We start from the raw sequence: 26,676 nt of genomic DNA, 5'->3' as shown, positions 1-26,676 counted from the left end.
CGCCCCCTCACCGAGCCGCGGACAGGGACCGCGCGCAGGGATCACCCAAGAGGGCACCGGTCGGCGGACCGCTGCTCGGCGAGCGCCAGCAGGCGGGTGGCCCGCTCGCGCACAGGAGCGTCGCAGTCGGGCTCGGCGAGAGCGGCGCGCAGGTGGTGGACCGCGCCTGCGGGGCAGCCGGAGCGCAGAGCGGCCGAGGCCAGTTCGTACAGCAGAAGGGGACGGTCCCGGCGGGCGGGCGGCTCGCTGAGCGCGCGGCCCAGGCACCGGTGGGCCGCCTCGGGTGCGCCCGCCCCCGCGTACGCGCGTGCGGCACGGCGCAGCTCCGCCACCACGGTGGAGTCGGCGTCGGGGTGGACCTCCAGCAGGTGGTGTGCGCTCGCCAGGTGGCCAGGCCGGGTCAGGGCGAGCGTGGCGGCCGTCTGACCGTGCAGGGCCGTGCGGAGGCCGGAGGGTATGGCGCGGTAGACCTCCCCGGCGAACGAGGGGTGGGTGAAGCACACCGCCTCCTCGTCGGCCGGCGGGGTGCCGTCCGGTGTGCGCGGGGGCATGTCGAGCACCTGTGCGCGGCGTAGCGTGTCGGCCGCGCGGCGAGCGGTCTGCGCACCGAGTCCCGCGACACGGGTGGCGAGGGGAAGGGTGGCGGCGGCACCGAGGACGGCGACGGCCCAGCAGAGCCGTACGCAGTCGGGCCCGAAACCTTGCAGGTGGTCGTGGAACCCGGGCCCGCACACCGTCGGGGCGAGTTCGGCCAGCCGCGGCAGACAGTCACGGTACGGCTTGAGGCCGGCCTCTCCGACCCGGTCCAGCAGCCGTGTGACGGCGAGCGGGTTACCGGCCGTCAGCGTGCGGCACTCCTGCGCGAAGGAAGTCTCCCCGCCGAAGAGGGGCTCGTCGGGGCCGCCCTCGAAGGCGGCCCGCACGAGGGTGTCGACGGCGTGTGCGCTCAACGCCTCCAGTGCGTGGGGCTGTTGGGCTCCTTCCGCGGCGTTCCGCAGTTCCGCGAGCTCGGGGCGTGCTTCCCCGGGGTCGTAGGCGATCACGCACAGCAGGGGCAGCGTCGGCGCGCGCGGTATGAAGCGGGTGAGCCAGGCCGACGACGCGGAGTCGGCCCAGTGGACGTCGTCGACGAGGACGACGAGCGGGGCGGCGCGCGCGGCCAGATGAGCGGCGAGTCGGCCCAGGAGATGGTCGAGCGCCCGGTACACGGCGTGCGGGGGCGGCCCGACGGCGCACGCGGGCTCGCGCAGTCCGACGGCCGCGGCGGCGAGGTGGGTACCGCCGCCCTGCGTGTGCGCGTCGAGCAGGGGCAGCACCGGCTCCAGCAGGGCCCGGAGCACATGGAAGCCGCTCTCCTGCTCCTGCTCGCTGCCGCGTGCGTACAGTACGGTGCACCCGCGTGCCGCGGCGCGCGCGGCGGTCTCGTACAACAGCGCTGTCTTACCGAGCCCGGCGGCTCCGGTCAGGGTGAGCACCCGGGCCCGCTCGTCGTCGGAGACACCCGGGGTAGCGGCGCACAAGCGGGCCAGCTGCCCCTCGACCGCGGCGAGTTCGGCTTCCCGCTCCAACAGCGCCACGATCGTGTCCTCGCCGTCCTCGCTGTCCTCGCTCCTCGGGCTGTCCCCGCCGAGCCTACGCCAGCCGCATGACACCGAGGCGTGCGTTGTGCCCAAGTGACGGCGCGGCGTACGGCTCCGGGCCCGCTTCAGGTCAGGTCGAAGTCGCCCTCGCGGGCGCCGCGTACGAAGGCGCGCCACTCGCCCGGGTCGAAGATGAGCGCGGGCCTGTCGGGCTGCCGGCTGTTGCGCATGGCCACGAAGCCCTCGACGAAGGCGATCTCGACGTCGCCCGAGCCCCGGCTGCCCGACTGCCACTGCGCCCGGCTCAGGTCGAGGTCGGGCAGTTCGGTGGTGCGGTGGGCCACGCGCGTCTCCTCCCGGTCGGGGTCGGTGCCGGCGCCACCTTAACCACGGCCCGGGCCGCGCCGACAGGGCCCGGAACGCGGGGATCCGGCCCCGGGCCGGGTCAGGAGGTGGGCGGGTCGGCCGCCACCAGCCACATCGAGAAGAACTGGGCCCCGCCCCCGTAGGCGTGCCCGAGTGCTCTGCGCGCCCCCTCCACCTGGTGGGCGCCGGCCAGCCCGCGGACCTGGAGCGCCGCCTCGGCGAAGCGGAGCATGCCGGAGGCGCCGATGGGGTTGGTGGACAGCACGCCGCCGGACGGGTTGACGGGCAGGTCGCCGTCCAGTTCGGTCGCCCCCGACTCGGTCATCGTCCAGCCCTGCCCCTCTTCGGCGAAGCCGAGGTTCTCCAGCCACATCGGCTCGTACCAGGAGAAGGGCACGTACATCTCGACGGCGTCGATCTCGCGGCGCGGTTGCGTGACGCCGGCCTGCCGGTAGACGTCGGCCGCGCAGTCGCTGCCGGCGCGCGGTGAGACGGCGTCCTTGCCCGCGAACAGGGTGGGTTCGCTGCGCATCGCGCCGCCGTGCATCCAGGCGGGCGGGCGCGGGGTGCGGGCGGCGCCCGCGCGGTCGGTCAGCACCATGGCGCACGCCCCGTCGGAGGAGGGGCAGGTCTCCGAGTAGCGGATGGGGTCCCACAGCATCGGTGAGGAGCGCACCTTCTCCAGGGTGAGGTCCTCCTCGTGCAGGTGCGCGTAGGGGTTCTTCAGCGCGTTGCGGCGGTCCTTGTAGGCCACCAGCGCGCCGATGTGGTCGGGCGCCGAGGTGCGGTGCATGTACGCGCGTACGTGCGGGGCGAAGAAGCCGCCCGCGCCCGCCAGCAGGGGCTGTTGGAAGGGGACGGGGAGGGAGAGGCCCCACATGGCGTTCGATTCGGACTGCTTCTCGAACGCGAGGGTCAGCACGGTGCGGTGGACGCGGGCCGCGATGAGGTTGGCGGCGACCAGCGCGGTGCTGCCGCCGACGGAACCGGCCGTGTGCACCCGCAGCATGGGCTTGCCCACGGCGCCGAGCGCGTCGGCCAGGTAGAGCTCGGGCATCATGACGCCCTCGAAGAAGTCGGGCGCCTTCCCGATCACGACGGCGTCCACGTCGCCCCAGGTCAGCTCGGCGTCCTCCAGCGCACGCCGCGCCGCCTCCCTGACCAGGCCCGCGATCGACACGTCACGGCGTGCCGAGACGTGCTTGGTCTGGCCGACGCCGACGACCGCGACGGGCTCCTTGCCACGCCCGGCACCGACGACGGCCCCCCGGCGGCGCCCTCGACCGCCGGGAGCCGAGGAGCCGCCTGTGCGCCCCCGACCGCTGGGGACCTCGGAGTTGCTCATGCGCCTTCTCCTCCTTCGGTGAGGCCGTCTTCCGCGGAGCCGTCTTCAGCGGAGCCGTCGGACTCCAGGACCGCGACGAGGTTCTGCTGGAGGCAGGGCCCCGAGGTGGCGTGCGCGACGGCGCGGCGGGCTTCGCCGCGGGTGATCCGTGCCGCGGCCTCGCCGATCCGGATGAGCCCCGCCGCCATCACCGGGTTGGCCGCCAGCGGGCCGCCCGAAGGGTTGACCGCGGTCTCCTCGCCGAGCCGCAGCGCGTTGCGGAGCACCACCTCCTGCGCGGTGAAGGGCGCGTGGAGTTCGGCGACGTCGACGGGCGGGGCCCCGGGGTCGAAGAGGCCGGCGTGTTCGGCGGCCAGCCGGGTCGAGGGCGATCGGGTGAGGTCGCGTGCGCCCGGGCTGTGCGCCTCGATGCGGTGGTCCATGCCGCGGATCCAGGCGGGGCGTGCGGTGAGCCGGCGCGCGGTGCGCCCGGCGGCGAGGACGACGGCGGCCGCTCCGTCGCTGACGGGCGGCAGGTCGTGTCGGCGCAGCGGCTGGGCGACGTAGGCGTCCGCCGGCGGCGCGTCGGCGTCCACAGAGCCGCCGCGCAGCTGGGCGTAGGGGTTGTCGGCCGCGGCGGCGCGGCTGCGTGCCGCGATACCGGCCAGCTCGCGCTCGCTGGTCGCTCCCGTGTCGAGCAGCGCGCGGGTCTGGAGCGCGGCCAGGGAGACGGAGTCGGGCCACAGGGGCGCCAGGTAGTAGGGGTCGAGCTGGCGGGTGAGGACCTCGGGCAGGTCGCCGGCGGAGGACTTGCCGTAGGAGTAGACGAGGGCGGTCTCCGCCTCGCCGGTGAGGAGCTTCACCCAGGCCTCGTACAGCGCCCAGGCCCCGTCCGTCTCGACGTGGGACTCGGCGATGGGCGGCCAGGCGCCCACCCCGTCGAGTGCCATCGTGAAGGAGAAGGGGCGGCCTGCCAGGTAGTCGGAGGATCCGGAGCAGGTGAAGTCGATCTGGCCGGTGGACAGTCCTGTCCGGTCGAGGACGTCGCGCAGTACCGGGAGCAGCATCTCGACCTCGGACGACCCGTCCGTCGCGCGCTCGTGGCGCGACTGTGCGAAGGCGACGACGGCGACCTGGCCGGCTTCCGTGCGGGTCACAGCAGCTCCTTGTAGGTCTCGTAGGCGGCGTCGGGTTCGCCCGTGGGCCGGTAGTGGTCCGGGTGGCGGCCGCCCTCGGTCCACACCGGTTCGACCCGCAGCCCCATCCGCACCTGGTCGCAGGGGATGCCGGCGATGCGGCCGTGCAGCGCGAGTCCGGCACCGTCGAGGGCGATGTGCCCGTAGACGTAGGGCACGTCGATGTCCAGGCCCTTGGCCTTGATGTTGACGACGCAGAAGGTGGTGACCGTACCGGCCGGGCCGACCTCGACCTGTTCGCCGGTGGCCACCCCGCAGGTGGGGCAGGCGCCGCGCGGCGGCACGTAGACCTTGCGGCACCGGGGGCAGCGTTCGCCCTTCGTGCGGTGTTCCGCGAGGGCGTTGAGGTAGCGGGTCTGGGCCCGGCCGGGCGAGTAGGTGTAGTCGAGGCGGGCGGCGGCGACGATGCCGGTGACGGGCTCGGGGAACGTCCCCGGGTGAGCGGCGGGCCGTCCTGGGGGCGGGGGGTCGTGGGGCGCCGGCTCGAAGCAGGCGATGTCCGTGATGGCGCCGGTGCGCTCCTGGGCCCATCGGACGCGTACCCGCATCCCGGTGCTGACCGAGCCGGGTCCCTCCGGTGCGTCCAGGGCGTGCAGGAGGGCCGTGTCCGCGCCGTCGAGGCGGACCAGCACCCAGGCGAACGGGTGCGCCAGCGGCTGTCCCCTCCGGGGGGCGCCGTTCCACGCCCAGGTGGTGACGGTTCCCGTCTGGCCGACCTCCACGAGGTCGCGGACCTCCTCGGCGGTGACGGGGTCGTACTCGGTGGGCGGCACGACCACGCGGCCGTCCGTCGCCGTGACGCCGAGGACGGTTCGCTCCCGCAGGCCGGTCAGGAAGGCGCTGAGGACGGGGCCGAGCGAGCGGGTGAAGGGGAACTCGACGACCATGGGGGCGGTCAGCACGTCGTCCATGAGGGTCCTTTCCGGTGTGCCGGGTGGGGAGGAGCCGTCATGCCCGCTTGAAGCGCGGCTGCCTCTTCTGCGCGAAGGCACGTGCGCCCTCCATCGCGTCGGCGGTGTCGAAGAGGGGCCAGCCGCGCTCCAACTCGGTGGCGAGCCCCTCTTCCTCCGTCATGGCCAACGTCTCGTGAACGGAGGCCTTCACGGCCTCGACAGCCAGCGGGGCGCACGCGTTGACGCGTTCGGCGGTCTCCAGGGCGGCGTCCAGCGCGGTGCCGTCCGGGACGACTCGCCCGATCAGGCCGACGCGTTCGGCTTCGACGGCGCTGTAGGGGCGGCCCGTCAGGAGCATCTCCAGGGCGTGGGTGCGGGGGATCTGCCGGGGCAGCCGCACGGTGGAGCCGCCGATGGGGAACAGTCCGCGGCGTACTTCGTAGAGCCCGAAGACGGCGCTCTCACCGGCGACGCGGATGTCGGTGCCCTGGAGTATTTCCGTCCCGCCGGCCACGCAGTGGCCCTCGACCGCCGCGATCACGGGCTTGCGCGGCCTGTGGTGCCGGAGCATGGCTTTCCAGTGCAGGTCGGGGTCTTCCCGCAGGCGGGTGCGGTGCTGCTGGCCGTCCATCCCGTCCCCGGCCAGCGCTTTGAGGTCCATGCCGGCGCAGAAGGTGCCGCCCGCGCCGGTGAGGACGACGGAGCGGACGGTGTCGTCGGCGTCGGCTTCGAGCCAGCCGTCGTAGAGCCCGACGAGCATGGCCAGGGAGAGGGCGTTCTTGGCTTCGGGGCGGTTGAGGGTGAGCACCAGTGTGGCCCCCACCCGCTCCACGGACAGATGTTCGGTGCCGCCCATCGTGGGGCCTCCTGTCTCCAGGGCCGAGGCGCGGCCTCGCGGACCTGGAACAGGTTGCAGTAGCGGAGCGCGGACTTCAAGAGTTTTCTGACAGGCCGTCACATTTCTTGTGCCGGAGCTCTTCCCGTCTTCGCGCCGCGGTGCTCTGATGAGCGCCGGACGCACGGTGCCGCGACGGGCACCGGACGCCACGCGCGGGGGAACGCACCAACGCCGTACGCCGATCCGAGCACGTACGCCGGGGCCCGGGCATGGAGGAGCGCGCCGTGGAGTACAACCTTGCCGACCTGTTCGAGTCGATCGCCGACACCGTGCCCGAGCGCGAGGCGCTGGTCCACCTGGACCACCCCGGCACGGGCGAGGAGCGCAGACTGACGTACGCCGAGCTGGACCGTTCGGCCAACCGCCTCGCGCACCACCTCGCCGACAGCGGCGTCCGCGCGGGCAACCACGTCGGACTGCACCTATACAACGGCGTCGAGTACGTGCAGACCCTGCTCGCCTGCCTCAAGATCCGTGCCGTTCCCGTCAACGTGAACTACCGCTACGTCGAGGACGAACTGGCCTACCTCTACCGGGACGCCGACCTGGCCGCGCTCGTCTTCGACGGCGAGTTCACCGCACGGGTGGCGGGCGCCCTGGCGCACACCCGCGGGCTCCGCCACCTCGTGCGTGTCGGGACCGGACCGCAGGGAGCGCCCGAGCCCTCCCTCGCTCCCGTCGCGTACGCGCGAGCCCTGGCTGCCGGTTCACCCGAGCGGGACTTCGCGCCCCGCTCGGCCGACGACCTGTTCATCATCTACACCGGCGGCACCACCGGCATGCCCAAGGGGGTGATGTGGCGCGCCGAGGACCTCTTCTTCTCCGGGCTGGGCGGCGGGGCGCCCACAGGCGAGCCCGTCACGCGGCCCGAGGAACTGGCCGAGCGGGCGGCCGCGGGCGGCGAGGGCCTGGTCTTCTTCCCCACTCCCCCGCTGATGCACGGGACCTCCACGCTCACCCTCTTCATCGCCTTCAACTACGCGCAGAAGGTGGTGCTGCACCGCAAGTTCGCCCCCGAGGAGGTGCTGCGCACCGTCGAGCGCGAGAAGGTGACAGCGGTCTCCCTGGTCGGCGACGCGATGCTGCGCCCCCTGGTGGACGCCCTCGCGGGGCCGCTGCGGGGCACCGACTGCTCCTCGCTCCTGGCCGTCTCCAGCTCCGGCGCGATCCTCTCCGAGGCGGTACGGGAGCAGTTCGCGCGACTGGTGCCGCACGCCCTGCTCATCAACAACTTCGGCTCCTCGGAGTCCGGCTTCAACGGCACGGCGACGGCGGACTCGGGCCCCGCCAAGGGCTTTCGCATCACCGTCAACGACGGCATCGCGGTGGTGGATCCGGCCACCCGCGAGGCCGTGCCCCCGGGTGGCACGGGCCGTATCGCCCTGCGCGGGCACGTGCCGCTCGGCTACTACAACGACCCCGCCAAGAGCGCCGAGACGTTCTTCGAGGCGGGTGGCGCCCGCTGGGTGCTGCTGGGGGACGTGGCCACCGTCGACGAGGAGGGGGTGGTCACCGTACTGGGGCGCGGCTCGCAGTGCATCAACACCGGCGGCGAGAAGGTCTTCCCCGAGGAGGTCGAGGAGGCGCTCAAAGCGCACCCGGACGTCTACGACGCGCTCGTGACGGGCGTCCCCGACCAGCGGTGGGGCAACCGCGTCGCGGCCGTCGTCCAACTGCGGGCCGGCGCTGGGGCGCTGACCGGCGACGACGTACGCGCACACGCGCGCGGGCGGCTTGCGGGGTACAAGGTGCCGCGCACGGTCGTCTTCTGCGACCTCGTCCAGCGCTCCCCCAGCGGCAAGGCCGACTACCGCTGGGCCAGGCGCACGGCCGAGGAGGCGGCTTCACCTCCATGACGCCCCGGCCGGGCGGCCACCGCGGGAGCCCGACCCGGTGAACCCGATGCGGACGGCGGTGTCCCGGCAGGTGGAACGCGCGGGCGAGCGCGTGCGGTCGGTGTGCGTACATTGCGACACGTGCGTGCCGACCGCCTACAGGCGCAGCCGACCGCCTACAGCCGCGGCACGCGTGTACTGATCGATCCCGCCGCCTGAGTCCGGAGGGCCGCAGCCGTGTCCACCTACGCCGTCACCGGAGCCGCCTCCGGCATGGGCGCCGCGCTCGCCGCCGAACTCGGTGGAGAAGGCCACCGCGTCATCGGGGTCGACCTGGCGGACGCCGAGGTGACCGCCGACCTCGCCACGGAGGACGGCCGCCGCACGGCCCTGCGGCGGATCGGGGAACTCCTCCCGGACGGTGCCCTCGACGGCTTCGTCCCCTTCGCGGGCCTCGCTGCGGCCACCGGGCGCCCCGGGTCGCTGATGGTCTCGGTGAACCACTTCGGCGCCGTACGGCTCCTGGAGGGGCTGCGGCCCGCGCTCCTGCGCTCGCCCCGCGGCCCCGCGGCCGTGCTGGTCTCCTCCAACTCGGCGACCTGCCAGCCCGGCTGGCCGACGGAGCTGGCGAAAGTGTGCCTGGCAGGGGACGAGGACCGGGCGCGCGCCCTCGCCGACCGCTCGGGCGGCGTGGCCGCCTATCCGGCGACGAAGGCAGCGCTGGCCTGGTACGTGCGCGAGCGAGCGGTCACCCACGAGTGGGCGGGCAGCGGCATCCGGCTCAACGCGGTGGCGCCCGGGCCCATCGACACGCCGATGACCGCGGCGGGCCGCACCGATCCGCTGACCGCGGACGGCATGGCCGCCTACCCCGTCCCCCTGGGCCGCGCGGGACGGGCCGCGGAGGTCACCGCGGCCGTCCGCTTCCTGCTCTCCCCCGCCGCGTCGTTCTGCGTGGGCACCGTCCTGTGCGCCGACGGCGGCACGGAAGCCCTGCTGCGCCCCCGCCACTGGCCCACCCCTCTCGACTCCGCCGCCGGCTGAGGGCGCGACCGCCTGCCACCCTCGGGGTCAGGTCTCGGTCAGGAAGTCGAGGACCGCGCGGGTGAACTCCATGGGGCGGGCTTCGTGGACGAGATGGCCTGCGCCTTCGATGGTGACGACGCGGGCGTCGGGGATGCGCTCGGCCATCTCCCGCAGGTCCTCCTGCGGGAGATGAGAGCGGTCACCGCCGCCCACCAGCAGGGTGGGCGCGGTGATGGACGCCAGCCGTTCCCACCATCCGGGGTCGGGCTCGTTGCGCTGGGCGACCCACTGGACGGTGACCTCCCAGTCGAACAGCTGGGCGCCCCGCGGCGCTTCCGGCACCTCCTGAGGCGGGTCGAGCGGCCGCATCGCGCCGGTCTCCTCCAGGACGAGCCGGTCCACCCGCTTGGGGTGCTCCTGGGCGAAGAGGTAGGCGACGACCGAGCCGAAGGAGTGCCCGACCAGGATCGCCCGCCCGATACCGAGCGCGTCCAGGAACCCGCGCAGGTCGGCGACGAAGTCGGCCATGGCGTAGCAACCGGTCCTGTCGCTCCCGCCATGGCCGCGCAGATCGAGCGCGTAGACGGGGTGCTCACCGCCGAGCGCCGAGACGAGGGGGCCGCGCCAGTCCTCACCGTCCTCACCGAGGCAGTGGAGCAGCACGACGGGGACCCCCGTCTCCGCGCCCCAGGCACGGTAGGCGAGCGCGACTCCGTCCGTGACAACCGTCCGCGTTCCGTTTTCGCTCATACGGGCGACCGTACCCGGCTACGAGTCCTTCTTCTCGAAGGACGGCGGCGCGGTGTCGTCAGGACGCTTGGCCAGTTCGGACCTGCGGTACGAGTAGGCGAAGTACACGACGAGCCCGACGGCGAACCACACGCCGAAGCGCACCCAGGTCTGCCAGGAGAGGTAGGTCGTCAGCCAGATGGAGAAGACCACCCCGAGCAGCGGGACGACGGGCATGCCGGGCACCTTGAACTTGCGCGGCAGGTCGGGCTGCCGGTACCGCAGGACGATCACGGCGACGCACACGACGACGAACGCCAGCAGGATGCCGATGTTCGTCATCTCCGCGGCCTCCTCGATGGGCAGGAAACCGGCGAGCACGGCGGAGGCGACGCCCACGATCCAGGTGACGCGGACGGGCACGTGGCGCACCGGGTCGGTCTTGGCGAACCACTTGGGCAGCAGCCCGTCGCGGCTCATGGAGAACCACACGCGGGTGACGCCCAGCATGAAGGTGAACATCACGGTGAGGATGCCGATGATGGCGCCGACGGCGATGATGTCGGCGACGCTGCTGAGACCCACGGACTTGAAGGCGGTGGAGAAGCCGCTGTCCGGGTCGATGTCCTTGTAGTTCTGCATCCCCGTCAGCACCAGGCACACGGCCACGTACAGCACCATGGAGATGACCAGCGAGTAGATGATCGCCTTGGGCATGTGCTTCTGCGCGTCCTGCGACTCCTCGGCCGCCGTCGACATGGCGTCGTAGCCGAACACGGCGAAGAAGACCGTGGCGGCGCCGGTGAAGGCGCCGGAGAGACCGAAGGGGAAGAACGGCTTGTAGTTGCCGCTCTTGATGTGGAAGACGCCGACGACGATCACCAGCAGGACGACGGCGACCTTCAGGACCACGACGACCAACTCGAACCGTGCCGCGTTCTTGATGCCGCGGGTCAGCGCGAACGCGATCAGCAGGCACAGCAGCGCGGCGAACAGGTCCACCCGGTGGCCGTCGCCGGTGCCGGGGGCGCCCAGCATCCAGGCGGGCAGCGAGGCGCCCATCTCCTCCAGCAGGAACGAGAAGTATCCGGAGATGCCGATGGCCACCACCGAGACGATCGCGGTGTACTCCAGCAGCAGGTCCCAGCCGATGAACCAGCCGCCGAGTTCGCCCAGCACCGCGTAGCCGTAGGTGTAGGCGGAGCCCGCCTTCGGGATCAGCCCGGCGAACTCGGCGTAGGACAGGGCCGCGCAGGCGCTGGCGAGGCCCGCGATGAGGAAGGAGATCAGCACGGCAGGTCCCGCCTTGCCGTTGGCGACGGTGCCCGCCAGGCTGAAGACGCCCGCGCCGATGATGCCGCCGACGCCGATCGCCGTCAGATGGCGCAGGCCGAGCGTGCGGGTGAGCTGCTGTCCTGATCCTCCTTCCGGCTCCTCGATCTGCTCGATGGGTTTGCGGCGCAGTACGCCTTCCCCGCTCCAGAGCCCGGGCATAGGACCTCTTCCTGTTCCTGCCGTGGATTGCCGATGACGGCGCCGCCGCGGACAGGTGGCCCGCGACCACGCGTGATCATCATGGCCGTGACAGGAAGGGGTGGAAAGTGGCCACGAGGTCTCTCTTGCGCATCGTTCGTCGCGGTGGCCCCCGACCCCCTCAGGAGCGGGCCGGCCAGTAGGGGGCGCGCAGCCGGCGCTTGTAGAGCTTGCCGTTCGGATCGCGGGGCATCTCGGCGATGAAGTCCACCGATGTGGGGCGTTTGTATCCCGCGAGCCGGTCCACGCAGTGGGCCAGGATCTCCCCGGCGAGCCTCTCCCCCGCCTCGTGCCCTGCGGCGGGCTCGACGACCGCCTTCACCTCCTCGCCCCAGTCGTCGTGCGGCACACCGAAGGCGGCGGCATCCGCGACGGCGGGGTGGGCGAGCAGCGCCGCCTCGATCTCGGCGGGGTAGATGTTCACCCCGCCGGAGATGATCATGTCGATCTTGCGGTCCCGCAGGAACAGGTAGCCGTCCTCGTCCAGGTAGCCCAGATCCCCGACCGTGAAGAAGTCGCCGATCCGGTTCCTGCGCGTCTTGTCCTCGTCCTTGTGGTACGAGAAGCCGCCGGTCGACATCTTCATGTACACGGTGCCCAGTTCCCCCGGGCCGAGCCGGTTGCCGTCGTCGTCGAAGACGGCCAGCTCGCTGATCGGCCAGGCCCTGCCCACCGTGCCGGGCTTCTTCAGCCAGTCCTCGGCCGTCGCGAACGCGCCGCCGCCCTCGCTGGCCGCGTAGTACTCCTCCACGCAGCCGCCCCACCACTCGATCATCCCCCGCTTGACGTGGTCGGGGCAGGGCGCGGCGCCGTGGATGGCATGCCGCATCGAGGAGACGTCGTACGCCCTGCGGGTCGCGTCCGGCAGCGCCAGCAGCCGGTGGAACTGGGTGGGCACCATGTGGGTGTGCGTGCACCCGTGCCGGTCGATGAGCCGCAGCATCTCCTCCGGCTCCCACTTGTCCATCACCACCAGCCGGTGGCCGATGTGCAGCGCCGCGCCGGCGAACTGGAGGACCGCCGTGTGGTAGAGCGGCGAGCAGACGAGGTGGACGTTGCCGTCGAAGGGCCGGATGCCGAAGATGCCGAGGAATCCGCCCAGATGCGTCTCCTCGGGACGCTTGCCGCTGAGCGGACGGCGGATGCCGCGGGGGCGGCCCGTGGTGCCGGACGTGTAGTTCATGACCCAGCCGCTGGTGCGCCCTTCCGGCGGCGTCCCGGGCCGGCCGCGCACCAGTTCGTCGTAGGCGCGGAAGCCGTCGACGGCGCCGCCCACGGCATAGCGCCGCCCGTGCGGTAACCCGGCCTCGTCCGCCGCCGCCGTCGCGGCGTGGGCGAACCGCGGATGCGCCAGCAGGACCTTCGCCCCCGAGTCGGAGAGTATCCACGCGATCTCCGGCCCCACCAGGTGGTGGTTGACCGGAACCAGGTAGAAGCCGGCCTGGGTGGCGGCGAGGTAGGCGATAAGGAACTCCGGGCCGTTGGGCAGCACCGTGGCGAACGCGTCGCCCTCCGTGAGGCCCGCCGCCCGCAGGCCGTGCGTGAGTTTGTCGCATTCCGCGCGCAGGCGGTCGGCCGACCACTGGTCACCGCCCGGCGCGATGAGGACCGTGCGCCCCGGGTCCCGCTGGGCCTGCGCCCAGAACCCGTTGGGTGCGTTCATCTCGGGCTCCCTTCTGGGTTGCGTCGCTCTCTTCCCGTCCCCCGCCCGGCGGGCCCGCTCCCTCGCGGACCCGCCCTCAGCCGCCGCCCGCGATGCCGTTCAGCCTCGCGACGGCGGTCTCGAACCCGCGCGTCAGGTCGTCGACGACGGCCTGGACCGACCGTTCGCTGTTCATGGACCCGACGATCTGCCCGACGGGCGTGCCCAGCAGCGGCTCCACCTCGTACCGCTGTATCCGCGAGTTGGCCTCCGCCACCAGCAGGCCCTGCAAGGGCATCGGGAGCGGCCCCGGCCCCTCCCCCGGCTCCCAGGCGTCCGTCCAGTCGGTCCGCAACTGCCGTGCCGGCTTGCCCGTCAGCGCCCGGGAGCGCACCGTGTCCCCGGCCGTGGCGGCCAGCAGTTTGCGCGTGAGGGCCCGCGAGCCGAGGTCGGCCTCGGTGGTGGTCAGCCACACGGACCCCAGCCACGCGCCCTGGGCGCCCAGCGCGAGCGCCGCGGCCAACTGCTCGCCGCTGCCGATACCGCCCGCGGCGAGCACGGGGAGGGGGTAGACGGCGCGGACGACCTCGGGCGTGAGCACCATGGTGGCGATCTCCCCGGTGTGACCGCCGGCCTCGTAGCCCTGCGCGACGATGATGTCGATGCCCGCTTCCTTGTGCCGCTCGGCGTGCCGGGGGCTGCCGGCGAGAGCGGCGACGGGGATGCCGTGCCGGTGGGCCCGCTCGATCACGTCGGGCGGCGGCGAGCCGAGCGCGTTGGCGAGGAGTTTGACGGGGTAGTCGAAGGCGACATCGAGCTGGCCGCGCGCGACCTCCTCCATCCAGCCGGTGATGCGCCAGCCGCCGTCCTGGCCGTCCGGCAGACCGGGGACCTGGTATCTGTCCAGGACCTCCCGCACGTACCGGCGGTGCCCCTCCGGGATCATGGCCTCGACATCCGCCTCGGTGACCGACTCGACCTTCTTGGCCGGCATCACGACATCGAGACCCCACGGCAGCCCGCCGGTGTGTGCCTCCATCCAGTCGAGATCGCGTCTGAGGTCGTCGGCGGCGCCGTACCGCACGGCGCCCAGCACGCCGAATCCGCCCGCGCGGGTGAGCGCGGCGGCCACGGCGGGGAACGGTGTGAAGCCGAAGAGCGCGTGCTCTGCTCCCAGCTGGGTGCTCAGCTGCGTCTGCATGGGCGCAGGATGCCGCAGCCGGGTATCGGAGGGAAGACCTTTCCTGACGCGGCGTCAGTTTTCGTCGGCGGCGCCGCGCCCGCGCGACGCGAGCCGGCCCCCCGGCTCCCTCACGATTCCAGCGCCAGGGCCCGGTAGACCCGCGCGGCCTCCTCGCCGCGGCCCAGCCGCTCCAGGCAGTGCGCCTCCTCGTTCCTGCTGGCCAGGGTCTCGGGGTCGGCGGGGCCCAGCACACGGTGGCGCAGTGAGGTCACGTGCCGGTGCACGTCCAGCGCCTCCTCCCAGCGGCCGAGGCAGCCGAGTCCGGCGCCCAGCCCGCTCAGGGCCCGCAGCGTCTCCGGGGCTGCCGGGCCGCTCACCCGGGTCCGCGCCGCGACCAGGTCGCGGCTGAGCTCCAGGGCCTCGGTGGCACGGCCGAGCCGGCGCAGACAGCCGGCGCTCTCGTCGCGGGCCGACAGCGTGTGCGGGTGCTCGTCCCCGAAGATCCGCGCACGGTCCAGCGCCACGCCCCGGCACAGCTCCCAGCCCTCCTCCCAGCGGCCGAGCCGGCCCAGCGCGTGACCGGCCGCCAACCGGCTGGTGAGGGTGTCGGGGTGGCACGCACCGAGCAGAGCGTGGCGCTCGGCGGCGACCGCGGCGTGCGCCTCGTACGCCTCTGCCCAGCAGCCGAGGCGCCCCAGGCTCTCCCCCGCGCTGTGCCTGCTCGCCAGGACGGCGAGCAGCGCGGGCGACGGCGCGGGGCGGGCGCCGGCGGGCGGGCGCCCGCCACCGGGCGAGTGGGCGCTACCGGGCGGGGGGACGCTACCGGGCGGGTGGGCGCCGCCCGGCGAGTGGAGACCACCGGACGAGCAGACGCCACCGGACGAGCGGGCTGTCCCGGGCGGGTGGGCTGCGGGGCGGCGGACGGCAGCGGGGCCCGGCGCCAGGGGGCGGGGGGCGGCGGGTGCGGCGTTCCCCGCGCCGGGCGAACGCGGTTCGGCGGGGAGCGCGCGGGGCTCGGCGGAGAGCGCGCGGGGGCCGCCGCCGCTCACCGCAACAGCCGCCGCCGACGCCACGTCGGCGCTCGGCGGCCTGGCGGGCCCTTCACCCGTCCACTGCCCGGTGAGCCCGCTCTGTTCGGCCCCGACCCACGGCGGTGTCCGCCGTGCGACCAGACCATGGGCCGGCAGCCCACCGCCCATGCCACGAGCCCACCCGGGCGTCCACAGGGGCGCGGCTTCCCCGGGGCCGCTCCCCGGGCCGGGAGGCCGCCCTTCCGCGGCGGCCTCGTCCTTCCGCACGTCGCCCGGGCCCGATTCCCCCGGCCCCTGGCCCTCTCGCACCACCGGGTCCTCCCACGCCACCGGGTCCTCCCGTGCCGCCGGGCCGCCCCACTCCACCGCCTCGCCCGCCGCCGGACCCACGGAGAACGCAGCGCCCACGGAGACCGCAGGGCCCATGAAGACCGCAGGGTCCGCCACGGGGCCCATGTGACCCGCCGGCCTTGCGGACCAGGCGGGGAGGAAGGACCTGGCGGCGGCGAGCTGCACCGACAGGTCCGCGGCGTCGTCCGGCCTCTCCTGAGGGGCCTTGGACAGCAGCCGCAGGACGACCTCCTCCAGCGGGGCCGGCAGCTCCGGCCGGTGGGCGCGCGGAGGCTCGGGCGGTGCGTCACGGTGGCCGACGAGGACCGACCAGGCGTCGCCTCCCGCGAACGGGGGCGCGCCGGTGGCCAGTTCGTACAGGACGCACCCGAACGAGTACAGATCACTGCGGTGGTCGACGGCGGTTCCAGCGATCTGTTCGGGCGACATGTAGTGCGGGGTGCCCATGGCGATGCCGGTGCCGGTCAACTTGGCGGTGAAGCCGATGTCGTGGGCCAGGCGCGCGATGCCGAAGTCGCAGATCTTGACGGTGCCGTCCACGGTGCGCATGACGTTCGCCGGCTTCAGATCCCGGTGCACGACACCCTGCGCATGGGTGTAGGCCAGGGCGGCGGAGACCTGCTCGGCGACGTCGAGCACCTCGGGCACCGGCAGCGGTTGCCGCTTGCCCTCCTCCAGCAACTGGCTGAGGTTGCGCCCCTCCAGCAGTTCCATGACCAGGTAGAGCAGGCCCTCGTCGTCACCGAAGTCGTGCACCACCGTGACGCCTTTGTGCTGCAACGAGGCCGCGACGCGCGCCTCGCGCCGGAAGCGCTCGCGCACCACGCGCAGGAACGCGGCGTCCCCGCGCTGTGCCAGTGGTTTGAGGCACTTGACCGCCACTCTCCTGCCCAGCGACTCGTCGTGCGCCCGCCACACTTCCCCCATACCGCCGCGCCCGATGAGCTCGAGCAGCCGGTAACGGTCTTGGATCAGGGTGCTTGGAACCATCCCCGTCTCGCCCCCGTCGTCGCGTCCTGTGCGCGTCCCTCCCCCTCTGCTCAGTATGGCTGCCTCGTTCCTGCCCGTGTATGCCATCCGGGGGGCAGGGTGGTCGCCTTTGACTGGTTCGGTGCGCCGGTGACGTGTTCGTACACCGAACGGACCACGCGGGTGGGCCGTACCAACGCTCAGCGCCGCACCCGTGGCATGCCGAGACCGATCCAGGAGATGATTTCGCGCTGGATCTCGTTGTTCCCGCCGCCGAAGGTGAAGATCACGGCGCTGCGGTAGCCGCGCTCCAGCTCCCCGCCGAGCACGGCGCCCGCCGATCCCTCCTTGAGCGGCCCCGCGGCGCCGACGACCTCCATGAGCCAGGCGTAGGCGTCACGGCGCGCCTCGCTGCCGTAGACCTTCACGGCCGAGGCGTCGTGCGGTGTGAGCGCTCCCTTGTCGAGCGCGTCCACCATCTGCCAGTTGAGCAGTTTCATCGCCTCCAGGCGGGCGTGCGCGCGGGCCAGGCGGGTGCGGACCCAGCCCAGGTCGATGACGCGGCGGCCGTCGGCGAGCTTGGTCCGTCGCGCCCAGCGCCGGGTGTCGGCCAGGGCGCGCACCGCCATGGTGCCGTGCGCGGCGAGCGTGACGCGCTCGTGGTTGAGCTGGGTGGTGATCAGCCGCCAGCCGCCGTTCTCCTCACCGACACGGCGGCTCGCCGGCACCCGCACGTTCTCGTAGTGGCTCGCGGTGGTGTCGTGGGAGGCGAGCGTGGTGATGACGGTGCACGAGTAGCCGGGGTCGCTGGTCGGCACGAGCAGCAAGGTGATGCCTTTGTGCGGCTTGGCGTGGGGATCGGTGCGCACCGCGAGCCACACCCAGTCGGCGGTGTCCCCGTTCGTGGTCCAGATCTTCTGCCCGTTGACGAGGTAGTGACCGGTCTCGGTGTCGCCCTCGCGCACGGCACGGGTGGTGAGGGAGGCCAGGTCGGTGCCGGCCTCGGGCTCGCTGTAGCCGATGGCGAAGTCGAGCTCGCCCGCAAGGATGCGGGGCAGGAAGTATCCCTTCTGTTCGTCGGTGCCGTAGCGCATGAGGGTCGGGCCGACGGTGTTGAGGGCCATCAGCGGCAGCGGGACACCCGCCTGCGCGGCCTCGTCGAAGAAGACGAACTGTTCGACGGCGCTCATCCCCCGGCCGCCGTACTCGCGCGGCCATCCCACGCCCAGCCATCCGTCCCGGCCCAGCTGCCGCACGGTGCGGCGGTAGAACTCCTTCTGGGCGGCCGGCTCGGCGTAGCGCGTGTGCGCGTCGTCGGGCACGAGCCGCGCGAAGTACTCGCGCAGTTGTGCGCGCAGCTCCTGCTGTTCCGCTGTGTAGTCGAGATACACGGCCCCTCCGCTCCACGACGGGTCCCCGTAGCGGCGCACAGAGTAGAACGTGTTGCAGGAGAAGGAAATGCGCGCGGGGTGAGGTCAACTGCCCTTCGGCCGCGGGGCGAGCCAGGCCAGGGAGGCGGTGACCAGGGCGCGGACGCCCATGTCGAGGGTGGGCTGGACGACCGGTGCGAAGCGGGAGCTGTGGTTGCTGGGGATGTCCCGGTCGACGGTCCCGGCGCGCTCGGCCTTGCGGTAGGTGTCGGGGTCGATGCCGCCGAGGCCCCAGTAGCTGGACGGGCACCCGAGTCCTGCGGGGAGTTCGCCGAAGTCCTCGCTGGCCGGGACGAGCCCGGCCGTCAGCGCCCGGTCCCGCCCGAAGGACGCCTCGAACGCGGCGGCGATCCGGCTGGTCGGCTCCTCGTCGTTGTCGGTGACGGAGAACTCGCTCAGGGTCTCGAACTCCGGGTCGCCCTCCGCTCCGGAGGCGGCGCACTCGCTGGTCACGATCCTGCGGACGGCGGCCAGGACGCGGGTGCGCGCCTCCTCGTCGAACGAGCGGACGTTGAGCTGGAGCTCGGCGGTGTCCGGGATGATGTTGGGTCCGCTGCCCGCTCTGATCGAGCCGACGGTGACCACGGCGGGCGTGGTGGCGGAGATCTCGCGCGCCACGACGGTCTGGAGGCGGACGACGACCATGGCGGCCAACACCACCGGGTCGATCGCGCGTTCGGGCATGGACCCGTGTGCGCCCCGCCCGTGCAGGGTGACGCGAAGGCTGTCCGAGGCCGCCATCATGACGCCGGACCTGGTGAGGACGCATCCGGCGGGCGCGGGCAGCACGTGCTGGCCCAGCGCCACGTCGGGGCGCGGAATCCGCTGGGCGAGACCGTCGTCGACCATCGCCCTGGCCCCCGAACCGTTCTCCTCGTTCGGCTGGAAGAGCACGACCAGCGTGCCCTGCCAGGCGTCGGTGCGGGACGCGAGCAGCCGGGCCGCGCCCAGCAGGCAGGTGACGTGCACGTCGTGGCCGCACGCGTGCATCACCGGATGCTCGACGCCGTCGCTGTCGGTTCCGGTCGCGGTGGAGGCGTAGGGCAGGCCCGTCTGCTCGCGCACGGGCAGCGCGTCCATGTCCGCGCGCAGCAGGACGGTCGGCCCGTCGCCGTTGTGCAGCACGCCGATGACGCCCGTCTGGCCGACCTCCTCGGTGACCTCGTAGTCCCACTCGTTCAGCGCCTGGGCGACGTGGCCCGCCGTGCGGTGCTCCTGGAAACCGAGCTCCGGATGCTGGTGCAGGTCCTTGTAGAAACCCTCCAGGCTCTCGCGGATGTCCCCGAGCCCGGCCAGCACGGCTTCGGCGGCCGAGGCCGTCACCGGGTCGGCGGAGTCTGCGGGCTCACGGGAGCCGCCGGATGCGGTCGGGCCGCCGGCGTCGTCGGTCATGGGAGGGGCCTTTCCGTGAGAGGTGTGCCCCGGGGGCCTCGGGGCGGGCAAGGGGGGGGTTCGCCGCGCGGCGGTTCGGCGGCGGGGGCGGCGCGGGCGCGGCCTACCGTGACGGGATGGCCGAGAGCATGAACGCCCGTGCGCAGTGTTCCGTGCTGTTCCTGGCGGCCGCGTCCGGCTCCGTGGACGCGCTGGCGCTGACCGCACTCGGCCATGTGTTCGCCGGCGTGATGACGGGCAATCTCGTGCTGATGGGGGTCACCGCGGGCAGCGGCGGCGCACGCGGGCTGCCCGCCGCGCTCGCCCTGGCCGGGTACGTGGTGGGCACCGTACTGGCCGCCAGGGTGTGCCGCGGTGCGGACACCGGCGCGGGGGCCGGCGGCTGGCCGCAGCGGGTCGTGGGGTGCCTGTGGCTTGAGGTGCTCCTGCTGGGCGGGTTCGCCGGGGCGGCTGCCGCCTCGGACGGCGCCCCGCAGGGAGAGTGGCGGACCGTGCTGCTGGTGACGGCGGCGACGGCGATGGGCCTCCAGTCCTCGGCCATGCTCGCGGGCGGCTCCATGGCGGCGCCGAGCACGTACTTCACCGGCACGCTCACCGCCCTGTTCGCCCAACTGCCCGCGGGCGGCCCGCCGCCCAGCACCTGGGCAGGGATCCGGCTGGTCGCCGTCGTGGGAGGCGGGGCGGCGGCCTCGGGTCTGCGGGTCGTGGCGGCACCCGCGGCCTTCGCGTGTCCGGTCGTCCTGCTCCTGGCGGCACTGGCCTGCCAGCGGGCCGCCGCGGTCGGGACCGCCCTGCCGGCGGTACGCACAGGTCTGCGGCGGGCGCCGGGAAGGCGGCAGTGACCGGAAGGAAGGCGGCAGTCACCGGAGGGACGGCGGGGGTCGCGGGGGTAGGCGGGTCGACGGGGCGAAGACCTGCGGCCGGGCCCGGTCCCGGTGTCCGCTTCGGCGGGCGCTGCGCGGTGTGCCACGAGAAGGGGGTTCCACCATGGCCCCGGCAGCGACACGACCCGTTCGGGGGCGTTAGGCATTAAATCACCCAAATGCGAGTTTCCTACCGAGCACACGATCTGTGAAGCTGGTGAAACTCATGGTGACCGTCCCCTACATCAGGAGTACTGGTGATTCTCTCGATCTCGGGTGTCGTGCTGCTGGGCCTGATCGTCTTCCTGTTCTTCCGGAAGGACAATCTCAAGGTCTCCCACGCGCTGGTGTGCGCCCTCTTCGGCTTCTACATCGCGGGCACCGCGATGGCACCCGGCATCAAAGCGGGAGGTGAGAGCCTGGCGAGCCTCCTCGGCGGCATCAAGTTCTAGGCGTCGGCGCGGGTCCGCAGCGAGCGCGGCGGACCCGCGGCGGGCAGGCCAGGGAGGAGCTGGGCGTGGGCCGGTGGGCGAAGACGCCGATGAGGCCGAGGGTGCCGGAGACTCCGATGACTGGGAAGACACAGCCACTGCCGTGGCGCGGCGCACGAGGTGCCGAGCGGGGTGCGGCGCGGGCGGGGATCGAAGGACTCCTCGACGTGCTGCACCCCTTGCTGGTGCTCTGCCGCGGGGTGCGGTGCCTCGCCGTCCGGGGCAGGGCCTGGTGGGACCGCACGCCGGGGCAACGGCGCGGTCCCGCGCTGTTCGCCGTCGCGGCGTGCGGCGCCCTGGTGTGGGTGCTGCCCTTCGGTCCCGTGCTGGCGGCGCTGGGCCTGCTGGCCGCCGCCGGGTGGTATGGGCGGGAGGGCGCGGCGGGACCGGCGGAGCGCCGGGGGCCCAGCGACGAGGAGTGCGCGCGCCTGCGGGCGCTCTACGAGGCGCTGGTGCCCTACTTCGCGCCGGCGGACGATCCGCACCACGAGCCGCTGTACGTACCCGGGGGTGCATGGGAGCGCGTCTTCGAGGAGTTCGCGTTCCGCGACGGGCGGATCAGCGAACTGCTGCTGAGCTATCCGGCCGCTTTCCTCGACGGCGAGCCCGAGGAGCGGCAGCGGGTCGAGCGGGTGCTGGCGGCCAAGACCGGCCGGGGCCGCGAGTACCGCTTCAGCTGGGACCAGGAGGGCAACCGGCTGGAGATGGCGGCACTCGCGCCGCTGCCCACCGGCGTACTGGCGCGGCCGTTCGTCACGGCGCCCGGCGAGACGGTGCTCGGCTTCACGGACGGCTACGAGGTCCGGCGCACCGTCCCCGTGCACTTTCTGGGGGAGGCCGCCCCCTTCGACGTGCCGCCCGTGGTGTGGCGCACCGGGCACCGCGCGAGAGAACCGCACCTGCTGGCCGTGGGAACGCCGGGGGCCGGGACGAGTTCGCTGCTGCGCTCGCTCGCGCTCCAGGCGCTGCACCGGGGCGAGGTGCTGTTCGTCGACGGCGACGGGGGCGGCGAGTTCTCCTGTTTCGCGGCGCGCCACGGGGTGCTGGGCGTGGAGTCGACACTGCCCGGCGCGCTGTCCGCGCTGGAGTGGGCGGCGCGGGAGACCGAGCGGAGGTTGCTGGTGACCAGCAGGGCTCGGCAGCGCGGTGAACCGGTGCCCGAGGAGGCCAGGCAGCCGCTGTGGATCGTGCTGGACCGGCCATCGGCGCTCAGCCATCTCGCGGACGCCGAGGAGAGGATCGACCCGCAGCAGCTGCTGCGGGTTCCGCTGCGGCACGGCCGCGCCGCCTCAGTGACCGTCGTGGTGGCCGAGCAGTTCGACGATCTGGACATGCTCACGGACACGGTCTTCGCGCACACCAGGGCCAGGGTGGTGCTCGGCTCCGTGTCGCCGGGGCAGGCGGGGGCCGTGCTCGGTGAGGCGCCGCAGACCGGCCCGGGAGCGCACGTGGCGCGCGGCCGGGGGTTCGCCAGGCTGGGCCAGGGGCCGGTGCTGCGGCTCCAGGTGCCCGCCACCCCCGACCCGTTGGACGAGACGGTGGGTGAGCCCGAGCGGCTGGCGGTCGGTGAGCTGCTGCCCGCGTCCGTGCACGAGCCCGCCACGGGTGACGGTGCGGCGGCCACGGCGTTCCGGGTCGCCCCTCCCAGGGAGGGTCAGGCCACGTAGGAGCGGGGCAGGTCGGAGGGCGTGGGGGCGCCGGAGCGTACCAGGTCTGCGGCGGCCGCGAGCCGTCCCGCGGCTTCCCGGGCGAGCGGCTCGGCGATGGTGAACGGGAGCCGGACGAACCCCTCGAAGGCGCCGTCCACACCGAACCGCGGGCCCGACGGCACCCGCACGCCCAGCCGTTCGGCCGCCTCGGCGATCCGGGATCCGGACAGGCCGCCGGTGCGCACCCACAGGGTGAGGCCGCCGCGCGGCACGGTGAACTCCCAGTCGGGCAACAGGTCGCGTACGGCAGCGGTGAGCGCTTCGCGGTTCTCCCTGGCCCGCTCGCGGCGGAGCGTGACGGCCTGTTCCCAGCCGTCGCCCGACAGCAGTTCGTTGACGGCGAGCTGTTCGAGGACGGGGCTGCCCAGGTCGGCGTAGGCGCGGGCCGCGGTGAGGCTGCGGATCACCTCGGGTGCGGCGCGGATCCAGCCGATGCGCAGCCCGGCCCAGATGGACTTGCTGACGGAGCCGACGGTGATGACGGTGGAGCCGCCGGGGTCGTGGGCCGCCATCGGCGGAGGCATCTCCAGGCCCGGGGACCCGGTGGCCGGGGTGCCGGTGGCCCCCGGCGGCCCGAGCGGGAGTTCGGCCATGGTCTCGTCGGCGATGAGGACCGTTCCCGAGGCGCGGGCCGCGCCGATCAGCTCGCGGCGCTGTTCGGCGTCGGCCAGGGCGCCCGTCGGGTTGTGGAAGTCGGCGACGACGTAGGCGAGCCGGGGCGCGGCCTCGCGCAGTGTGCGGTGCCAGGCGGGCAGGTCCCACCCGGCGAGCCGGTCGGCCATGGGCACGGGGACGAGGCGGCCGCCGGTCTCGCGCAGCAGTTGCAGGATGTTGGCGTAGGAGGGGTGTTCGACGGCGATACGCTCCCCGCGCGGCACCAGCAGCCGGGCCAGGGCGGCCACACCGCCCATGGCACCGGTGGTGACCATGATCTGCTGCGGCATGGTGGGCACACCCAGCGCTGTGTAGCGCGCGGCGACCGTCTCCCGCAGCACGGGCAGCCCCGCCGGGTAGTCGCCGTGGGTGTGCGCGTAGGGGGCCAGGGCCGGGAGAGCCCGCTGGAACGCCTCGCTCATGTACGGCTCGGGCGCGGGCAGCGCGGCGCAGCCCAGGTCGATGACGGTGCCCTCGTTCTCCGGCGGGAGGGGGTCGAGTCCGCGGGTGGGCAGTGGTTTGCCCGCCGGCACGGCGGTCCAGCTTCCGGAGCCGCGGCGCGATTCGAGGAATCCGTCGGCGCGCAGCGCCTCGAAGGCCGCGGCGACGGTGGTACGGCTCACCGACAGCGCGGACGCGAGTTCCCGCTCGGCGGGCAGCCGGGTCGCGACGGGGATACGGCCCTCCAGGACGAGCAGCCGCAGGCCGTCGGCCAGGGAACGGTAGGCGGGCACCTTGCGCGATCCGCCGGCGGCACCCCCGCTCGTCAGCACGCTTCCCTGGGCGATCAGGTCCCTCGCCGCCCCCTGGGTCTCCCGCCGCACCGAGTGCTGCGAGCCCAGGAGCCGTGCGAGCTGCACGGCGCCCACCGCGGAGTTCCAGTGCGCCATCTCTTCGGTCCACCTCTCCGAGATTGGCCATAGAAATGGCCTGCTTCCATGCCACAGAGTGCCACGAGACGGTCCACCGGCACGAGAAGGGGTAGGTCTTTGTCCACATCGAGAGGTTCCGGCAGTTCCGGCAGGCGCCTGCCCCGCCGGCTCGTCCATCTGTACGTGGGTCTCGTGCTGTACGGGGCGAGCGCGGCGCTGATGGTCCGCGCGGAGCTGGGGCTTGACCCGTGGGACGTCTTCCACCAGGGCGTCTCCGAGCACACGGGCCTGTCCATCGGCACCGTGTCGATCGCCGTCGGCGCGCTGGTGCTGCTGTTGTGGTGGCCGCTGCGGGAGCGCCCCGGACTGGGCACGGTCTCCAACGTCTTCCTGGTCGGTCTGTCGATGGACGCCACCTTGTGGCTGCTGCCGCACGCGGAGGCGCTCGCTTTCCGGATCGCGCTGCTGGTCGGCGGTGTGGTGCTGAACGGCGCCGCGACCGGCCTCTACATCTCGGCCCGCTTCGGCCCGGGGCCCCGCGACGGGCTGATGACCGGGCTGCACAAGGTCACGGGCCGCTCCATCCGGCTCGTGCGGACGGGGATCGAGGTGGCGGTGCTCATCAGCGGCATCCTGCTGGGCGGCGCCGTCGGCGTGGGAACGGTGCTGTACGCGCTGGCGATCGGTCCGCTCGCCCAGTTCTTCCTCCGCGTCTTCGCCCTGCCCGCGCAGCGGGACGCCGGAGGCACCGGTACGGAGGGCGCCGCGGGCGCCGGTACGAACAGCACAGAGGGCACCTCCCGGGTGGTGGCCCGAGGCGGCCGGCAGCGGCGCGCGATACTGCGGCGGTGACGAACGTACGACCGACGGACGGCCGTTCCCCCGGCCCCGCGCATCCCTTCCTGGCCCACCCGACGCCGCTGGCCTTCGCGCACCGGGGCGGCGCCGCCTCGGGCCTGGAGAACACCCACGCGGCCTTCGCCCGCGCCGCCGAGCTCGGCTACCGCTACATGGAGACCGACGTCCACACCACCGCCGACGGCGCCCTGGTGGCCTTCCACGACGCGACACTGGACCGCACCACGGACGGCAGCGGTCCGATCGCCGGGCTGAGCCTGACCGAGGTGCGCAGGGCCCGGGTCGCGGGCCGGGAGCCGATACCGCTCTTCGCCGACCTGCTGCGCTCGCTGCCGCACGTCCGCTGGAACATCGACGTCAAGGCCGCGGCCGCGCTCGTCCCCCTGCTGGAGTTGCTGGAGCGCGAGGACGCCTGGGACCGGGTGTGCGTCGGCTCGTTCGAGGAGGCGCGGGTGGCCAGGGCGCGGGCGCTGGCCGGGCCGCGGCTGCTGACGTCGCTGGGCACCGGCGGGGCCCTGGCCCTGCGGATGCGCGCCTACCGCCTGCCCTGGCGGCTGCCGAGAGGCGCCGGGTGCGCCCAAGTGCCCGAGCGGCACGGTCGGATACGGGTTGTGGACCGCGCCTTCGTGCGGGCGGCGCACGCGCGCGGGCTCCAGGTGCACGTGTGGACGGTCAACGACCGCGCACGCGCCGAGGCACTGCTGAACCTGGGCGTGGACGGCATCATGACCGACCATCTGGAGATGCTGCGCGAGGTCTTCACCGAACGCGGCGCCTGGATACGGGGCTGAAGAGACAGGCGGAGCGCGGCGACCGGCCGGGGTCGGGGACCCCGAAGGCTCGGCGCGGAAGGCGGCGCTCAGCCGACGGCGCGGTCGAGGAAGCCCCCGACGGCACGCGCGAACCCCTCCGGGTCGTCCTCGTACAGCCAGTGGCCGCAGCCGGGGAAGGTGACCAGTTCGGTGCGCGGGCGTGCGTCGGCCATCCGGCGGGCCACCCGCTCGGACAGCATGAAGCTGTGCTCGGCGCGCATCAGCAGCGCCGGCTGCCCCGAAGCCCGCCACCAGGCGCTCAGGTCCCCGGCGAAGGCGCGCTGCGAGGCCATCATGTCGCCGGTGTCGCACAGCAGCCCCCAGCCGTCGTCGAACGCGGCGGCGCCGTCCAGGAAGTAGCCCGCGTCCGGGACGCCGTGCGCCTCGATGGCGGAACCGAGCGCACGGCGGCTCACGGCGCGGCGCGGCCACGTCGAACAGTCGAGCACGGGGTGCGCTTCGGGTTCCCGGTTGAGCACGGTCATGTCGGCGACGAGCAGGGCGGAGACCCGCTCAGGGGCCCGCGCGGCGAGGACGAAGGCGACGGCGCCGCCCATGGAGTGGCCGAGCACGGCGGCGGAGGGGATCGCGAGCGCGTCCAGGAGGGCCGCGGCGTCGTCGGCGTAGGACGCGGGAGCGTAGGTGTCCGCCCGGTCCGAGCGGCCGTGGCCGCGCTGGTCGGGGGCGAGGAGACGGTAGCGGCCCGCGAGCGCCCTGGCCAGCGGCGCGAAGATCCGGCCGCGTCCGAAGTGGCCGTGCAGGGCCAGCAGTACGGGCCCAGGGCCGCCGGAGTCCAGGTAGGCGACGCGGCGGCCGCCGACGGTGGCGGTGCGCTCGGCCGGGCCGGACGCGCCCTGTCGCTGCTCGCGGTCCTGTGGCACGACGGGGCACTCCTTACGGCGCCGAGGGGGACGGATCAGCGGGTCCCCGGAGGGGAAGCGGGCCCGCAAGGGAGTGCGGGCGCCGCTCAGCCTGCCAGACGCCCGGGCGAGAGCAGCGGGGCTTTTCGGTCGGTGAGAGGCGGACTGTAGTCTCCCGG

The 26,676-nt window shown here is 73.6% G+C and carries 22 protein-coding genes; 7 read left to right on the top strand and 15 right to left on the bottom strand.

What is annotated here, in order from left to right; all coding sequences use genetic code 11:
* Positions 1-41: 41 nt before the first annotated feature.
* From DQ392_RS09315 to DQ392_RS09290, 6 genes are all read right to left on the bottom strand, one after another.
* A complete protein-coding gene (locus tag DQ392_RS09315; RefSeq protein ID WP_181856353.1) occupies positions 42-1,652 on the bottom strand; it encodes an AAA family ATPase in 1,611 nt (536 codons plus the stop codon).
* A gap of 53 nt (positions 1,653-1,705) precedes the next feature.
* A complete protein-coding gene (locus tag DQ392_RS09310; RefSeq protein WP_114015065.1) occupies positions 1,706-1,924 on the bottom strand; it encodes a DUF397 domain-containing protein in 219 nt (72 codons plus the stop codon).
* Positions 1,925-2,025: 101 nt separating this feature from the next.
* A complete protein-coding gene (locus DQ392_RS09305; protein WP_245981284.1) occupies positions 2,026-3,291 on the bottom strand; it encodes a thiolase domain-containing protein in 1,266 nt (421 codons plus the stop codon).
* Positions 3,288-4,427, bottom strand: coding sequence for a thiolase domain-containing protein (locus DQ392_RS09300; protein ID WP_114015064.1), 1,140 nt, complete (start codon positions 4,425-4,427; stop codon positions 3,288-3,290). Before DQ392_RS09300 ends, DQ392_RS09305 begins: the two co-directional genes overlap by 4 nt.
* Complete coding sequence (locus DQ392_RS09295; protein ID WP_114015063.1) at positions 4,424-5,377, bottom strand: Zn-ribbon domain-containing OB-fold protein; 954 nt, start codon at positions 5,375-5,377, stop codon at positions 4,424-4,426. The genes DQ392_RS09300 and DQ392_RS09295 overlap by 4 nt, the downstream gene beginning before the upstream one ends.
* Before the next feature lie 37 nt (positions 5,378-5,414).
* Entirely contained in the window at positions 5,415-6,215 is an 801-nt protein-coding gene (locus DQ392_RS09290) for a crotonase/enoyl-CoA hydratase family protein (RefSeq protein ID WP_114015062.1), read from the bottom strand.
* A gap of 266 nt (positions 6,216-6,481) precedes the next feature.
* On the opposite strand from DQ392_RS09290, the gene DQ392_RS09285 reads away from it, so the two are divergent.
* The gene (locus DQ392_RS09285; RefSeq protein WP_114015098.1) at positions 6,482-8,113 is read left to right on the top strand and encodes an acyl-CoA synthetase; all 1,632 of its coding nucleotides are present in this window, start codon (positions 6,482-6,484) and stop codon (positions 8,111-8,113) included.
* Between the two features lie 216 nt (positions 8,114-8,329).
* A complete protein-coding gene (locus tag DQ392_RS09280; RefSeq protein ID WP_114015061.1) occupies positions 8,330-9,136 on the top strand; it encodes an SDR family oxidoreductase in 807 nt (268 codons plus the stop codon).
* Positions 9,137-9,163: 27 nt separating this feature from the next.
* On the opposite strand, the gene DQ392_RS09275 is transcribed toward DQ392_RS09280, so the two are convergent.
* The 7 genes from DQ392_RS09275 to DQ392_RS09245 all read right to left on the bottom strand — a co-directional run bounded on the left by DQ392_RS09275 (position 9,164) and on the right by DQ392_RS09245 (position 19,378).
* Entirely contained in the window at positions 9,164-9,868 is a 705-nt protein-coding gene (locus tag DQ392_RS09275) for an alpha/beta fold hydrolase (protein WP_114015060.1), read from the bottom strand.
* Positions 9,869-9,886: 18 nt separating this feature from the next.
* Positions 9,887-11,341: an amino acid permease gene (locus DQ392_RS09270; protein ID WP_114015059.1), complete on the bottom strand. Its 1,455-nt coding sequence runs from the start codon at positions 11,339-11,341 to the stop codon at positions 9,887-9,889.
* A 160-nt stretch (positions 11,342-11,501) separates the two neighbouring features.
* Positions 11,502-13,043, bottom strand: a complete 1,542-nt coding sequence (locus DQ392_RS09265) for an acyl-CoA synthetase (RefSeq protein ID WP_114015058.1) — start codon at positions 13,041-13,043, stop codon at positions 11,502-11,504.
* A 76-nt stretch (positions 13,044-13,119) separates the two neighbouring features.
* On the bottom strand, positions 13,120-14,223 hold the full coding sequence (locus tag DQ392_RS09260; RefSeq protein WP_114015057.1) for an NAD(P)H-dependent flavin oxidoreductase: 1,104 nt from the start codon (positions 14,221-14,223) through the stop codon (positions 13,120-13,122).
* A gap of 110 nt (positions 14,224-14,333) precedes the next feature.
* Positions 14,334-16,577, bottom strand: coding sequence for a serine/threonine-protein kinase (locus DQ392_RS09255; RefSeq protein ID WP_114015056.1), 2,244 nt, complete (start codon positions 16,575-16,577; stop codon positions 14,334-14,336).
* A 179-nt stretch (positions 16,578-16,756) separates the two neighbouring features.
* Positions 16,757-17,947 carry an acyl-CoA dehydrogenase family protein gene (locus tag DQ392_RS09250; protein WP_114015055.1) on the bottom strand — a complete coding sequence of 397 codons (1,191 nt, stop codon included), beginning with the start codon at positions 17,945-17,947 and terminating at the stop codon, positions 16,757-16,759.
* A gap of 84 nt (positions 17,948-18,031) precedes the next feature.
* Positions 18,032-19,378, bottom strand: coding sequence for an amidohydrolase (locus DQ392_RS09245; RefSeq protein ID WP_114015054.1), 1,347 nt, complete (start codon positions 19,376-19,378; stop codon positions 18,032-18,034).
* Between the two features lie 116 nt (positions 19,379-19,494).
* Between DQ392_RS09245 and DQ392_RS09240 the strand changes: the two genes are divergently transcribed.
* The 3 genes from DQ392_RS09240 (at position 19,495) to DQ392_RS09230 (ending at position 22,399) form a co-directional block, all read left to right on the top strand.
* Positions 19,495-20,220, top strand: coding sequence for a YoaK family protein (locus DQ392_RS09240; protein WP_181856352.1), 726 nt, complete (start codon positions 19,495-19,497; stop codon positions 20,218-20,220).
* Positions 20,221-20,498: 278 nt separating this feature from the next.
* A complete protein-coding gene (locus DQ392_RS09235) occupies positions 20,499-20,693 on the top strand; it encodes a hypothetical protein (protein ID WP_114015052.1) in 195 nt (64 codons plus the stop codon).
* Between the two features lie 116 nt (positions 20,694-20,809).
* Entirely contained in the window at positions 20,810-22,399 is a 1,590-nt protein-coding gene (locus DQ392_RS09230; RefSeq protein WP_181856351.1) for a hypothetical protein, read from the top strand.
* On the opposite strand, the gene yczR is transcribed toward DQ392_RS09230, so the two are convergent.
* Positions 22,387-23,985 carry a MocR-like transcription factor YczR gene (yczR, locus tag DQ392_RS09225; protein WP_114015051.1) on the bottom strand — a complete coding sequence of 533 codons (1,599 nt, stop codon included), beginning with the start codon at positions 23,983-23,985 and terminating at the stop codon, positions 22,387-22,389. The two genes, DQ392_RS09230 and yczR, sit on opposite strands and share 13 nt — an antisense overlap.
* Positions 23,986-24,033: 48 nt before the next feature.
* Between yczR and yczE the strand changes: the two genes are divergently transcribed.
* Together yczE and DQ392_RS09215 are read left to right on the top strand one after the other, a co-directional pair.
* Positions 24,034-24,819 (top strand): membrane protein YczE, encoded by a 786-nt coding sequence (gene yczE, locus DQ392_RS09220; RefSeq protein WP_245981283.1) that lies wholly within the window; start codon positions 24,034-24,036, stop codon positions 24,817-24,819.
* Positions 24,816-25,616, top strand: a complete 801-nt coding sequence (locus DQ392_RS09215; RefSeq protein WP_114015050.1) for a glycerophosphodiester phosphodiesterase family protein — start codon at positions 24,816-24,818, stop codon at positions 25,614-25,616. Before yczE ends, DQ392_RS09215 begins: the two co-directional genes overlap by 4 nt.
* Positions 25,617-25,684: 68 nt before the next feature.
* Here the strand turns inward: DQ392_RS09215 and DQ392_RS09210 are convergent, their stop codons facing one another.
* Positions 25,685-26,518, bottom strand: a complete 834-nt coding sequence (locus DQ392_RS09210; protein WP_114015049.1) for an alpha/beta fold hydrolase — start codon at positions 26,516-26,518, stop codon at positions 25,685-25,687.
* Between the last annotated feature and the right edge of the window lie 158 nt (positions 26,519-26,676).

It is taken from the genome of Streptomyces reniochalinae (assembly GCF_003323735.1).
In the GTDB taxonomy this organism is placed as follows: domain Bacteria; phylum Actinomycetota; class Actinomycetes; order Streptomycetales; family Streptomycetaceae; genus Streptomyces; species Streptomyces reniochalinae.
The sequence above is the reverse complement of the archived record's forward strand: the minus strand, read 5'-3'. Positions and strand labels throughout refer to the sequence as shown.

Excerpts from the sequence above, each read along its gene's own strand:
- DQ392_RS09305 (WP_245981284.1), bottom strand. The coding sequence starts at position 3,291 with ATGAGCAACTCCGAGGTCCCCAGCGGTCGGGGGCGCACAGGCGGCTCC.
- DQ392_RS09295 (WP_114015063.1), bottom strand. The coding sequence starts at position 5,377 with ATGGACGACGTGCTGACCGCCCCCATGGTCGTCGAGTTCCCCTTCACC.
- DQ392_RS09290 (WP_114015062.1), bottom strand. The coding sequence starts at position 6,215 with ATGGGCGGCACCGAACATCTGTCCGTGGAGCGGGTGGGGGCCACACTG.
- DQ392_RS09275 (WP_114015060.1), bottom strand. The coding sequence starts at position 9,868 with ATGAGCGAAAACGGAACGCGGACGGTTGTCACGGACGGAGTCGCGCTC.
- DQ392_RS09270 (WP_114015059.1), bottom strand. The coding sequence starts at position 11,341 with ATGCCCGGGCTCTGGAGCGGGGAAGGCGTACTGCGCCGCAAACCCATC.
- DQ392_RS09265 (WP_114015058.1), bottom strand. The coding sequence starts at position 13,043 with ATGAACGCACCCAACGGGTTCTGGGCGCAGGCCCAGCGGGACCCGGGG.
- DQ392_RS09260 (WP_114015057.1), bottom strand. The coding sequence starts at position 14,223 with ATGCAGACGCAGCTGAGCACCCAGCTGGGAGCAGAGCACGCGCTCTTC.
- DQ392_RS09255 (WP_114015056.1), bottom strand. The coding sequence starts at position 16,577 with ATGGTTCCAAGCACCCTGATCCAAGACCGTTACCGGCTGCTCGAGCTC.
- DQ392_RS09245 (WP_114015054.1), bottom strand. The coding sequence starts at position 19,378 with ATGACCGACGACGCCGGCGGCCCGACCGCATCCGGCGGCTCCCGTGAG.
- DQ392_RS09240 (WP_181856352.1), top strand. The coding sequence starts at position 19,495 with ATGGCCGAGAGCATGAACGCCCGTGCGCAGTGTTCCGTGCTGTTCCTG.
- DQ392_RS09230 (WP_181856351.1), top strand. The coding sequence starts at position 20,810 with ATGACTGGGAAGACACAGCCACTGCCGTGGCGCGGCGCACGAGGTGCC.
- yczR (WP_114015051.1), bottom strand. The coding sequence starts at position 23,985 with ATGGCGCACTGGAACTCCGCGGTGGGCGCCGTGCAGCTCGCACGGCTC.
- yczE (WP_245981283.1), top strand. The coding sequence starts at position 24,034 with ATGCCACAGAGTGCCACGAGACGGTCCACCGGCACGAGAAGGGGTAGG.